12 protein-coding genes are annotated in these 11130 nt (G+C 62.7%); 3 read left to right on the top strand and 9 right to left on the bottom strand.

Annotation, left to right across the window (positions count from 1 at the left end):
* Positions 1-26: 26 nt before the first annotated feature.
* The 4 genes from J2Y68_RS16915 to J2Y68_RS16900 form a co-directional block, all read right to left on the bottom strand.
* Positions 27-1436, bottom strand: coding sequence for an MFS transporter (locus J2Y68_RS16915; protein ID WP_309994984.1), 1410 nt, complete (start codon positions 1434-1436; stop codon positions 27-29).
* A 287-nt stretch (positions 1437-1723) separates the two neighbouring features.
* Positions 1724-2176, bottom strand: a complete 453-nt coding sequence (locus J2Y68_RS16910; RefSeq protein ID WP_309994982.1) for a hypothetical protein — start codon at positions 2174-2176, stop codon at positions 1724-1726.
* A 46-nt stretch (positions 2177-2222) separates the two neighbouring features.
* Positions 2223-3134: a TIGR01777 family oxidoreductase gene (locus J2Y68_RS16905; protein WP_309994980.1), complete on the bottom strand. Its 912-nt coding sequence runs from the start codon at positions 3132-3134 to the stop codon at positions 2223-2225.
* Positions 3134-3796 carry a TetR/AcrR family transcriptional regulator gene (locus J2Y68_RS16900; protein ID WP_309994978.1) on the bottom strand — a complete coding sequence of 221 codons (663 nt, stop codon included), beginning with the start codon at positions 3794-3796 and terminating at the stop codon, positions 3134-3136. The genes J2Y68_RS16905 and J2Y68_RS16900 overlap by 1 nt, the downstream gene beginning before the upstream one ends.
* Before the next feature lie 303 nt (positions 3797-4099).
* Between J2Y68_RS16900 and J2Y68_RS16895 the strand changes: the two genes are divergently transcribed.
* Positions 4100-4810: a queuosine precursor transporter gene (locus tag J2Y68_RS16895; RefSeq protein WP_309994977.1), complete on the top strand. Its 711-nt coding sequence runs from the start codon at positions 4100-4102 to the stop codon at positions 4808-4810.
* 20 nt (positions 4811-4830) lie between these two features.
* On the opposite strand, the gene tgt is transcribed toward J2Y68_RS16895, so the two are convergent.
* From tgt to J2Y68_RS16875, 4 genes are all read right to left on the bottom strand, one after another.
* The gene (gene tgt, locus J2Y68_RS16890; protein WP_309995061.1) at positions 4831-6102 is read right to left on the bottom strand and encodes a tRNA guanosine(34) transglycosylase Tgt; all 1272 of its coding nucleotides are present in this window, start codon (positions 6100-6102) and stop codon (positions 4831-4833) included.
* Between the two features lie 94 nt (positions 6103-6196).
* Complete coding sequence (locus tag J2Y68_RS16885) at positions 6197-6907, bottom strand: SRPBCC family protein (protein WP_309994976.1); 711 nt, start codon at positions 6905-6907, stop codon at positions 6197-6199.
* 49 nt (positions 6908-6956) lie between these two features.
* Positions 6957-7958: a DUF6707 family protein gene (locus J2Y68_RS16880; RefSeq protein ID WP_309994974.1), complete on the bottom strand. Its 1002-nt coding sequence runs from the start codon at positions 7956-7958 to the stop codon at positions 6957-6959.
* A gap of 73 nt (positions 7959-8031) precedes the next feature.
* A complete protein-coding gene (locus J2Y68_RS16875) occupies positions 8032-8571 on the bottom strand; it encodes an NUDIX hydrolase family protein (RefSeq protein WP_024819523.1) in 540 nt (179 codons plus the stop codon).
* A 245-nt stretch (positions 8572-8816) separates the two neighbouring features.
* On the opposite strand from J2Y68_RS16875, the gene J2Y68_RS16870 reads away from it, so the two are divergent.
* Entirely contained in the window at positions 8817-9758 is a 942-nt protein-coding gene (locus tag J2Y68_RS16870; protein WP_309994970.1) for a hypothetical protein, read from the top strand.
* A gap of 25 nt (positions 9759-9783) precedes the next feature.
* Here the strand turns inward: J2Y68_RS16870 and J2Y68_RS16865 are convergent, their stop codons facing one another.
* Positions 9784-10488 carry a VOC family protein gene (locus tag J2Y68_RS16865; RefSeq protein WP_309994968.1) on the bottom strand — a complete coding sequence of 235 codons (705 nt, stop codon included), beginning with the start codon at positions 10486-10488 and terminating at the stop codon, positions 9784-9786.
* A 50-nt stretch (positions 10489-10538) separates the two neighbouring features.
* Here J2Y68_RS16865 and J2Y68_RS16860 point away from each other — a divergent pair, with 50 nt between their 5' ends.
* Positions 10539-11129: a YdeI/OmpD-associated family protein gene (locus J2Y68_RS16860; RefSeq protein ID WP_309994966.1), complete on the top strand. Its 591-nt coding sequence runs from the start codon at positions 10539-10541 to the stop codon at positions 11127-11129.
* Position 11130 lies beyond the last annotated feature (1 nt).

Here is an 11130-nt window from a genome sequence, read left to right as displayed (position 1 = left end):
AGAGCGGGCCTAACAAGGCAGGAAGGTCAGGCGTCGACGCGATCCTTCGTGCCGTCGTCGTCCTTTGTTGTTGCCGTCGCAGCGCCCTTCGCCACGAACGCGTGGCCTTGCTCCGCATCCAAGTGCGTGGACGTCTTGTTCTTCAGCGCGAAGATGTACACCAGAAGCGAGATGAAGATCGCAGCTGTGACGTACGTGAAGAACAGATCCACCTGGTTGGATTTCTGCAACGCAGCACCGATCAGGGGGACGGTTCCGCCGAACAGCGAGTTGGCGATTGCGTAACCGAGTCCTACTCCCAAGGCGCGGATCGAAGCCGGGAACAGTTCGGCCTTCACCAGTGCGTTGATGGACGTGTAGCCGCCAACCATGAGCAGGCCGCCCAGCATCAGCAGGAATGCGATGAACGGATCCTTGGTGCCGGAAAGAGTGGAGAGCAGCGGCCAGGTGAACAGGACGCCGGTGACGCCGAACCAGATCAGCAGGGGTTTGCGGCCCACCTTGTCCGAAATCAGGCCGTAGACAGGCTGCAGCAGCATGAAGATGAACAGCGCCCAGAAGTTGATCACGGAGGTATCCGTCTTGGCGATGCCGGACGTATCGTTCATGAACTTCAGGATGAAGTTGGTGTACGTATAGAACGCAACCGTGCCGCCGAGGGTGATGCCGATGCAGATGAGCAGCGGCTTCCAGTGCCTAGTGAGCAGGAGCTTCATAGTGCCAGGCTGGGCCTCGCCCTCCACTTTCACATGTGCGGCACGGAGCTGATCGGAAGAGAGGGTCTCCTCCATCGAACGGCGGAGCCAGAGAACAACCAGCGCAGCCACGCCACCTACGGCGAACGGGATACGCCATCCCCACGCCGTCAGGTCTTCCTTGCTCATGGTGTTCTGCAGAATCACGAGCACCAAAAGTGCCAGCATCTGGCCGCCGATCAGCGTGACGTACTGGAAGCTGGAGAAGAAGCCGCGGCGCTTTGCCGTTGCCGCCTCGGACATGTACGTGGCGCTGGTGCCGTACTCACCGCCGACTGAGAAGCCCTGCACGACGCGGATAAACACCAGCAAGATCAGGGCCCAGAGTCCGATCACATCCTGTGTCGGCAGGATCGCGATCGCGAAGGACCCGGCCGACATCATGGTCACACTGAGCGTCAGCGCGGCCTTGCGGCCCTTGCGGTCTGCGTAGCGGCCGAAGAACCAACTTCCGATCGGACGCATAAGGAACGACGTCGAAAAGACCGCCATCGCCTCAAGGCCAGCCTGAAGGTCGTCCGAGGAATTAAAGAAGTGCGACTGAAAATATGCCGCGAAAACCGTATAGACGTAGAGGTCGAACCACTCCACGAGGTTGCCCGCGGAGCCCTTGAGGATATTGCTCACGGCTTTGCGTGTCTGAGCGGCTTCGCTCAGAGGTGCAGCTTGCTGGGTGCTCATCAATGAACCTTCCTGGACGGCAGCGTTTTGCGGCGGCCGTGTCTTGCCTGAGTTCGTTCTGTCCATGAAGCTCGTGCTCATGGCGTCCTTGCGCATGGCTCTTCGTCGACTAAGAAAGGTCCTCCAAGGTGAAGAGGACGTATTCCAAACTATGGGTGATGCACGGCACAGCCATAGCCCGCGGGGCATTTCCTAACACTTCCTTAGGATTCGGGTTGCGTGGCTAGGTTGGGGACGGTGGCCGCACCTTAACGCCCGACGGCGGCTGCTCACCTATCGATGCTCTCTCATGTGACAGGGGGACTCTGGTTGATCCGGACCAGTTTCCATACAGCCAGGCGGCCGGCGCATGCCGCGACGGCGATCGACAACGAGAAAAGAAGCGGACCCGTCGGTGAAAGTCCACCGAATGGGACACACATGAGTAAAGCTCCGGCGAAAAAGGCGACAACGTGAACCCATTGGTTCCGGACGCGGCGCAGAGCCAAGCCGAGAAGTGATCCGGCCGCAGCACCAACAGCCCAGACCGGGAGGAGGCTATAAATAAAAAAGATGACAGCCCACTCCGGCCCTTGGATGCTGAGGAGAACGCAGAATGTCAGATGCGCTACGGCGGTTCCAACTGCAAGTCCCTTGGTGTCGAGCACCACTCGGTCCTTTGGTCCGTAGCGCCATCCTCTGGACTGGCCCTTGGTTGCCAGAGCGTACTCATCTTCGTCAGTCCATGGTTCCTGGCTCATGGCTGCCTTTCTGCGTGGGTGAGAGAGGGTTTGGGTGAAGGGGTGATTATGGGAGAGAGGGCTTGGGGACTTGCTTGGCGATGTCGTTCAGCGCGTCGGCCAGAGTTGGGTGCTCGAAGGCGAACCCGGCGTCGAGCAACTTCCGCGGCTCAACCCAGCGGCTCTTGAGCACCAACTCGGTCTGCGTCCGGATCAGAACGGCCCCGGCTTCCAGGAGCCAGGCCGGTGTAGGAATGCCAAACGGGACACCCATACTTTGCCGAACCAGCGACATCAGTTCGCGGTTGTCCACGGGGTAGGGCGTTGCCGCGTTCACAGGACCCGTTAGCTCAGCGCGCTGGTGGACGAACAGCACCACACGGAACAAGTCCTCCACATGGATCCAGCTGAATTTCTGCGTACCGGGACCCATGTGCCCACCCAGGCCAAGCCGGGCGAGGTTCTGGAGGGGGCTCATGACGCCACCGGCACCGAGCACGATCGCAATCCGCAGGGCCACCTTTCGAGTGTCCGGCGCAACGGCGGCCGCCAATTCGTCTTCCCATGCGCGGGCCACGTCGACGGAGAACCCAGTGCCCAACTCGCCGGATGCCTCCGATTGTGGGTGGTCGTCGGCGTGCCGGTAGATGGTCCCGGTGCTCGAGTTGATCCAGGTTCGGGGAGGTTCCGCACACGCAGCAACCGCCCGGCCCAACGCACGCGTCGTCAAAACCCGGGAGTCCAGGATCTCTCGCCGGTGCCGCTCGTCGTAACGGCAATTCACGGATCGTCCGGCGAGGTTCACCAGCAGTTCGGCGCCGTCCAGCGACTTGGTGATGCCGCCGTCGTCATGCCACTGGGCGTCAGCCGAGACATCCCGCCCGACTGTCCGGACCTGCCAGCCCTCTTCGAGGAACCGCCGCGTGAAGTAGCTGCCAATGAACCCGCTGGCACCGGCGATCACCACTGTCCGGGTCATTACGAGTCCTCCTTGACGCTGCGTACGAGTCCCAAAACGTCGTCGAAGACCTTGCTGACTCCGGGAATCTTTGCCAGAGACAGGCCGCGAGCCACAAGAGGTGCGGCACCGTCGATCAGTTTCCGGGTACGGCGTTGGCCCTCGGATTTGTCGTAAACCCAGAACAGTGCGACGCCCATGTACGCCAGCCACAGCAGCTCGGGCAGATCGGCGCGCAGTTTTTTAGCGACGGCGGGAGAGGAGCCCTCGACGGCGGAACGGAAGATCGCGAGCGAAGCCTCGCGGGCGGCGGTGGATGCCTCGCCGAACGGGTTGACAGGCGAAGTCGGCCGTATGGCGGTTGAGATGAAGTCGGAACCGAACTGATGGTAAGGGGCCATGACGTCGACGCCGGTGTGCAGCACTGCTTTCAGGCGCCCCGTGAGGTCGTGAACGCCCTCCAGCGCCTGTGCCGCGACCACTGCATGCTCATCCTGGACCTGGACGTACAGCTCCTGAACCAGTTCATCCTTGGAAGCGAAGTAGTAGTAGGCGTTCCCTACGGACACGCCGGCTTCCTGCGCAATGGCACGCATTGTGGTCTTTTCGAAGCCGATTTCACGGAACATCTTCAGCGCGACGTCTGCCACGAGTTGCCGGGTCTGTTCGCTCTTTGCTGCCACCTGAGGCTCCTTGATCAAGGTTTTGAACGTGTTCAAGAATGAGTATGCCAGATTTCTGAACGTGTTCAAAAAGAAGGAAGTGAGGGAGGGTTTGGTTCAAGGGGGTGGGATGTGAGAGAGGATCAGCGGGAAGGGGGTGGGATGTGAGAGAGGATCAGCGGGAAGGGGGTGGGATGTGAGAGAGGATCGGCGGGTGGGACAATGGAACCGGTGCCGGGCCAGATGCCCCACCACCACAGTGCTAATACAGCGGGGCAGCCAAGATGCGGCGACCTTCGCGAACCACTACGAAATGGATGACCCATGTCTTCGCCCTCCGGCTCCAGCACGCTGAGTAAGCCTGCACCCCGCTTCGCCTCGATCGGTTCCCCGTATTTCGGCATCATGTTGGCCGTCATGGCCGTGGTGCTGATCCTGTCCAACATCGGCGCTTCAAAGGGCGTGGTGCTCGGGCCGATCATCACCGACGGTGGGTTCTTCCTTTTCCCGTTGGCCTACATCCTGGGCGACGTGATGAGTGAGGTCTACGGATTCAAAGTGACCCGCAAAGCCATCATCACCTCCTTTGCGCTGAGTGTGTTCGCCTCCCTTTGCTACTGGGTGATCATCATCCTTCCCGGTTTTGACGATGACTACGGAACCGCGAAGCAGGCCGCTATCGAGGGGGCACTGGGTCCTGTGCCGCAGATCGTCCTTGCCTCCCTGCTTGCTTTCCTGGCAGGACAGACCATCAACTCCTGGATCCTGGTGAAGATGAAGCAGCGCACGGGTGAACGATCCCTGTGGGCACGCCTCATGGGTTCTTCCGTGGTGGGAGAATTCGTGGACACCCTGATCTTCTGCAGCATCGCGGCGTCTGTCATCGGCATCTCGGACGCCGGCTCGTTCGTCAACTACGTCCTGGTGGGCTTCGTTTACAAGACCGCGGTGGAGTTCCTGTTCGTGCCTGTCACCGTACTGGTTGTTGGCTGGATCAAGAAGCGCGAGCCAAGCTACGGAGCAGTCGCAGCCTAGCTCGGCTCCGGAGCGCCAACCTACGAGTAGTACCGCCCCAGCGTCTCCGCCTTGAACTCGAAGAAGTCCCCGGATTCGATGGCCAGCCGGGCATCGTCGACCATCTTCACCACGAAGCGTTCGTTGTGGATGGAAATCAGCGTCGCGGAGAGCATCTCCTTGGCCTTGAACAAGTGGTGGATGTACGCGCGCGAGTAGTTGACGCATGTGTAGCAGTCGCAGCCGTCCTGCAAGGGCCCGAAATCGGCTTTGTATTTAGCCCCGGACAAGTTGAACCGGCCAAACGGGGTATAGAACGCTGAGTTCCTGGCAACGCGCGTGGGGGAGACGCAGTCGAACGTGTCGGCGCCGTTCTCGATGGCCGTGAAGATATCGTCCGGTTCGGAGATGCCGAGCAGGTGCCTGGGCTTGTCCTCGGGCAGTTCCTCGTTGCACCAACGCACAATGGTGCCCAGGTTTTCCTTCTCCAACGCACCGCCGATCCCGTATCCGTCAAAGGGCATGGCACCGAGGTCCTGGCAGGCTTTGCGGCGCAGGTCCTCGTATTGGGCTCCCTGAATAACCCCGAACAACGCCTGATACGGCTTGCCGACACGGGAAGAAGTCAACGAAGCGTGCTCCTCCAAGCACCGCAGCGCCCACAAACGGGTGCGCTCCAAGGACTCCTCCTGGTACGCCCGCGAATTCTGCAGGGTAGTGAGCTCGTCGAAGGCGAACATGATGTCCGCGCCGATCTGGTGTTGGACACGCATGGAGATCTCGGGGGAGAAACGGTGGCGGTCACCGTTCAGGTGGGATTTGAACCAGACGCCGTCGTCGTCAATGTGCGCCAGACGTTCCTTGCCCGGTGCTACGGCGTCATCGGGGCCGGACGAATCGACGTTCTTCATGTCGATGACTTTCTTGAACCCCGAGCCCAGGCTCATCACCTGAAACCCGCCGGAGTCGGTAAAAGTGGGCCCGGGCCAGTTCATGAACGCACCCAGCCCACCCGCGGCGTCGAGGATTTCGGGCCCGGGCTGCAGGTACAGGTGGTAGGCGTTGGCCAGTACGGCCTGCGCGCCAAACGCGGCGATCGACTCGGGCAGCACGGCCTTCACGGTCGCTTTGGTTCCGACGGCGATGAAGGCGGGCGTCTGGATGGTTCCGTGCGGCGTGGTGATGGTACCTGTCCGGCCAAGGAAGGCGCCGCCGTTGGCGTCCACTTGGGCGTCCGACGGCGAGCACGCTTCAGTCAGGCGGGTGCCCACCGTGAAAGAGAACTCGGATTGCCGGGCGGATAACCCCGGCAAGTCGGGCAGGGCGGGAGCTGGGGAGGAAACAGGAACGGAAGCTGGCACCTACCTAGTGTGCCAGCTTTACCGGGAGTAACCTGCGGGGCGGGCCCTAGGACCCGTAGTTCTCAGCTTTCCAGTTGTCCCACGAGGCCCGGATGTCCGCCAACGTATGGGCCCCCAAATCGTAGGTGGAGGCAATCACCATGGACCCGCCGTCGGGCCTTTTCTCCGGGATCGGCAACTGCTCGGCGACGATCAGCAGCCCTTCCCCATGTTCGGCGTAGTTGTGGACGGTGAGGCCAACCTGATGCCGGCTCTTGAACCAGACCTTGCCTGAGATCTTCTCACCGGTAGCGAGGGTGAGCGAGTATTCCTCTCCAACGGGCGGCAGATCCCCTAGTCCCAACTTCTCGATCGCCGGACCGCCTTTGCCGGGGAGGGAGACAAAATGTGTCCGCCGGTGCCCGTGCGGATGGCGCTCAAGGGCGAACCTCAGTTGGTGCAGGAAGGTGAGCCAGCCTTGGGTGATGTCTTCGTCCCAGTCGGCCCACTCGGAATCGTGGTCCAGGGCAACCCTGGTGATCCGCACTTCGGTGCCGCCGGAGACAGGGTGGAGTTCAAAGATGTCGCCGCCGTTGACGGTCAGGCTGGTGTGATCGGGCCCTTCCACGACATCGGTATTGAAGTAGATCTGTTTGATTTCATCGTTAAGGTCGTCGGCCTCCCAGCCGTGCCATTGGGCGACCAACGACGGTTCACGCAGCATGGTCCAAACCTGCTGCGCATCGGCATTAACCACAACGCTCAGATTGTTCGTCATGGCCCCGAATCTACCGCCGTTCGCCCCGGCATAACAGGCCCGGAACCTGTCAGGCCCGCACCGATTCCAGTTCGTTGCCGATCCGCCGGGCCAGCTCTTCCTCGCCGATGGTCTTCGAGCCGCCGTGGGCACGCAGGAACATCAGTGCCTCCAAGCGCAGGAACCGCCATTCGCGCTCGGCCTCGTGGTTGCCGTTGTCGATTGCGCGGAAGATTTCCTTGTCGTACAAATTGGGTTCGTTGAGCGAACGCTGGCGGACCCTCGCGTTGATCCGGGCCTTGAACGGGTCCTCTTCCTGGGATTCGGGCGCGCGGAGCAGCTTCTCGTAGACGGCAGCCCGTTCGGACTGGCCGGCCTCGCGGCAGATGAAACTGGAGAGTGCCAGGGCGCGTTCGATCGACGCCCACCGGTCCAGGTTCCCATCGAAAGGCAGGACGTTCAGCAGGTCCGCGACCGCCAGCGCGTGGTCCGGATCGCGAAGCACGATGCACAGGTCGAAGGCGAGGTCGCTGAGGTCCCGGAGGCAGCTTCCGGACTTGGTGTTGATGCCCTTGGCCAGCCGCTCCGCGAGCACCTGGACACCGTTCTTGCCTTTGTGGTCGGCGGCTGCGGCACGCACCACCGCTTCGGGGGTGCCGTCGGGTTCGGGGATCAGGGCGAGCTCTTCGGCGCTGGGTCCGGTGTATGTTGGCGGGGTTTCGGGACGCGGAGGCACGACGACGGCGGGTCCAGCGGGTGCGTCGACCTCGGCTTCGGCGGGGCTGCTGATGTCCGGTTCGGCTTCGGCGGGTGCGTCCACTGGCGCTTCGGCACCGGGGCCGGCAGGAACTCCGTCACCCACAGGGACACTGGACCCGACAGCGATCCTGATGGTGCCGCCGTCGACCGCTGTTACCAGCAGCAGCGCGGGCACGCCGTAATCGTCTTTCTGCACCTCGATGGCGCGGATTTCCTCGGCCGGCCCGTCGCCGGGCGGGAACACAAAATCTCCGGGCTGCAGGTCCCCAGCCTGCTTTTCTTTGTACTGCTGTGTGGCTGGGCTGTGAGTCATCGGAAGTCCTTTGGTTCTCTTGGGGTCCGCCGTCCAGTCTACAAAGACCGGCCGCCGCAGGGGCCGGGACCCGCTAGAGGACGATGCCCGAGAAAGCCAGCGCCTGCCGGACGAGGTTGCCTCGACCGCCGTCGAATTCCTGCTGGACGTTCTCGCTCAGTACCTCTTGGGGCGTCATCCAGGTGAGTTCCAGGGCGTCTTGGCGTGGTTCGCATTCGCCGGTCACCGGGATCACGTAGGCGAGTGAGACGGCGTGCTGGCGGTCGTCCGTGAAACCCGTTTGCGATGGCGCGGGGAAGTATTCGGCCACGGTGAACGGGACAGGGCTGATGGGGAGTTGCGGGAAAGCAAGGGGACCGAGGTCCTTTTCCATGTGCCGCAGGAGGGCTGCCCGGATGGTCTCGCGGTAGAGGACACGGCCGGAGACAAGGTATCGGACCATGTTGCCGTCGGCGTCACCCTGCAGGAGCGTGCCGACTTCGTTGACATACCCGAGCGGATCCAACCTGACCGGAACGGCTTCCACATAAACCATGGGGAGGCGGCCGCGGGCTTCGAAGAGGTCCTCATCTGAAAGCCAGCCTGGATACGGGTCGGGTGTACGTACGCTCATGGTTAAGTTCTACCCCATCCCCGGTGGAACTTCCGTGGAGGCCCTGCCGGGTACAGGGCCGTTACGCTCTCGGCTGTATTCCGGGGCGGGGGATTGACTCCAACCCTTGGCGGCAGGAATCACTGCGGATTGTGGTCTCGAAAAGAATCTTTTCCTCCGCAATGTAACCGGCGGACCAGACCCGGAAACAACATGTTCGAGCAAGCAAATCTGCTCAACGACTCCGTGGGGGAAGGAACCCAGAAATGAACTACCGCCGAACCGGACACGCCAAGTACGCGACCCTTGTATCGCTGGCTTTGGCGTTGACGCTTACTGCCTGCACGCCGTCGTCGCCCGAGCCGGGCGGCGCACCAACTGAGCGTCCTGCGGCGTCCCCGCAGGAAGTGCTCGCAGAGACGGTGGCGGAGGTCGATGTCCCTGTGGCGGACGCTGCCCCCGTCGCTCCGACCCCAGCCGCCGAGCCCGCCCCATTGGTGATTCCGGAGCCCGCGGTGGTTCCTGTTGTCGCCCAGCCCGTGAGTGAAGCACCCGCCCCGGCACCCACGGTAACCGTTGAGCCCGCACCTGCAGTGACGGCTCCGCCCACCGAACCGGTGGTGACCCCGATTACCCCTCTTGAGCCCTCCACGCCGCATGTATCGCCCAACTACCCGGAAATCGGGACCTACACCTTCCCGGATGGGCACATCTCCTTCGAAGTCCCGACCGGTTGGGGAATGCAAGCCGAAGTTCCGGTAGTTGCGCCCGGGGACGACTACCCTTACGACGATCACTTCGCCATTGCCCACATCTTCGATGAAAACGGGCACAACGTTGTGGACATTACCAGCGGAGGTGTCGGCGGAGTGGTGGCCGGCCCCGTCAACCGCACCATTCTGGACTCGCAGAAGCTCAGCTCTTTTGACAGCCGCGACGGGGCATCCTATTTTGCGGTCTTCCGGGACGATTACCCCTTCGAGCCCGCGGAAACCAGGTACTTCGTGGGCCTCGTCCCGGAAACGCTGATGACCGAAGGTCCTGACAGCACCTCCGCAGCCAGCTTCCTGATCATGGGCAACGGCGCCACCACAGCCCATGTGAATATCGACCCGTTCATGACGCAGGAGGCCGCGGAGGCCTGGATGCAGTCCGGGCAGTACAGCAAGCTCAAGGGCCTGCTTACCAGCCTCCGATACGCACAGTAGGCCCCAGTGCGGGCGCCCGTTCGGCCTAGGCGGGCGCCCGTTCCACCACGATCGACGCCGGTGTGGCGCCACCCGCGGCATCGGGGTTGGCGACGTACAGGATGCCCTCGCTGATCCGGGCCTCAGTGCCCGCTTCGGTGAGCCGCGCCAGCAGTGGTTCCAGTTCGCCGTCGTACTCGAACGCAAGCACACCGCTGGTTCCGTCCGCCCCGTGGATGATCTGCAGAATGCCGCCGTTCTTGGTGGTGAAGGTGGCTGATTCGTCGTCCGACGTCCGGGGCCGGGCGCCGATGCCGCGGAGCACGCCAGCCGACATCTCCACCAGCGGACTGACCCAGGTGGCCACGACGGACAGTGCCGAATCGGCCCCGGGCGACGTTGCCCATGTGCCATCAGCCGCCCGGGTCGCGGGGAAAGCGAAGAACTCGAAACCATCGTCGGCTGAGATGCGGGCAGTGGTGCCATCAGGGGTTTCGTGGATTTCTGCTTGGGTGCCGGCTTCCTCGGTGCGGCGTACGAACTCGTCCACGTTCCCCACTTCGACGCTAAAAAGCGTGGACCCATCCAAGGGATGGCCGTGCTCCACATGCCCCAAAGCGAGGCGGCCCGAACCGGCGTCGAACTCCCGCCACTCGCCGTCGTCGACGGTCTTCACCAAACCCAACGCGTGCAGGATGGCGGCCCAGTCTTCCGGGCGGGAGGTGTAGTGGATGGGGCGGGCTCGCAACATGGGGTCTCCTGGTGGGTTTCGGGATCCTCGTCCAAGCCTATGCTGGGGCCATGCCCATTGAATTGGAAGAACTACTGGTCAAAGACGGCAACGCGTGGCGTGCCTGGTTGGCCGCCCATGCCGCCGAAAGCCCCGGGGTTTGGCTGATCCTGCACAAGAAGGGCGGCACCGTCACCGAACTGGACTACGATGCCGCGCTGGACGAAGCGTTGTGCTTTGGCTGGATCGATGGCCAGTCCAGGAGCCGCGACGCCGAAAGCTACTTCCAGCGCATGACGCCCCGGGGGCGCCGTAGCATCTGGTCCGCACGGAACGTGGGGCACATTGGCCGGCTCGAAATGGAAGGCAGGATGACCGACGCCGGCCGTTCCGCGGTCGAGGCTGCCAAGGCAGACGGCCGTTGGGAGGCGGCCTACGCGGGGCCCGCCGATTCGGTGGTGCCGGCGGACCTGGCAGCGGCCATTGCAGCCGTGCCGGAGGCGCAGGCTATGTTCGACGTGCTCACATCGCAGAACCGCTTCGCTCTCATCCACCGCACCAACCTGGTCAAAAGGGCCGACACGCGGGAGCGGAAGATCGCAGGCTTCGTGGAAATGCTGGCGCGCCACGAAACCCCGTACCCGCAACGCAAAAAGCCCTAGG

It is taken from the genome of Paenarthrobacter nitroguajacolicus (genome assembly GCF_031455195.1).
Taxonomy (GTDB): Bacteria; Actinomycetota; Actinomycetes; order Actinomycetales; family Micrococcaceae; genus Arthrobacter; species Arthrobacter nitroguajacolicus_D.
This window is presented reverse-complemented; position numbering and strand designations above follow the sequence as displayed.

What these genes read in the sequence shown, in the direction of transcription:
- J2Y68_RS16910 (WP_309994982.1), bottom strand. Translation starts at nt 2,176, where the DNA reads ATGAGCCAGGAACCATGGACTGACGAAGATGAGTACGCTCTGGCAACC.
- J2Y68_RS16860 (WP_309994966.1), top strand. Translation starts at nt 10,539, where the DNA reads ATGCCCATTGAATTGGAAGAACTACTGGTCAAAGACGGCAACGCGTGG.
- J2Y68_RS16885 (WP_309994976.1), bottom strand. Translation starts at nt 6,907, where the DNA reads ATGACGAACAATCTGAGCGTTGTGGTTAATGCCGATGCGCAGCAGGTT.
- J2Y68_RS16895 (WP_309994977.1), top strand. Translation starts at nt 4,100, where the DNA reads ATGTCTTCGCCCTCCGGCTCCAGCACGCTGAGTAAGCCTGCACCCCGC.
- J2Y68_RS16870 (WP_309994970.1), top strand. Translation starts at nt 8,817, where the DNA reads ATGAACTACCGCCGAACCGGACACGCCAAGTACGCGACCCTTGTATCG.
- J2Y68_RS16865 (WP_309994968.1), bottom strand. Translation starts at nt 10,488, where the DNA reads ATGTTGCGAGCCCGCCCCATCCACTACACCTCCCGCCCGGAAGACTGG.
- J2Y68_RS16905 (WP_309994980.1), bottom strand. Translation starts at nt 3,134, where the DNA reads ATGACCCGGACAGTGGTGATCGCCGGTGCCAGCGGGTTCATTGGCAGC.
- J2Y68_RS16875 (WP_024819523.1), bottom strand. Translation starts at nt 8,571, where the DNA reads ATGAGCGTACGTACACCCGACCCGTATCCAGGCTGGCTTTCAGATGAG.
- J2Y68_RS16915 (WP_309994984.1), bottom strand. Translation starts at nt 1,436, where the DNA reads ATGAGCACCCAGCAAGCTGCACCTCTGAGCGAAGCCGCTCAGACACGC.
- J2Y68_RS16880 (WP_309994974.1), bottom strand. Translation starts at nt 7,958, where the DNA reads ATGACTCACAGCCCAGCCACACAGCAGTACAAAGAAAAGCAGGCTGGG.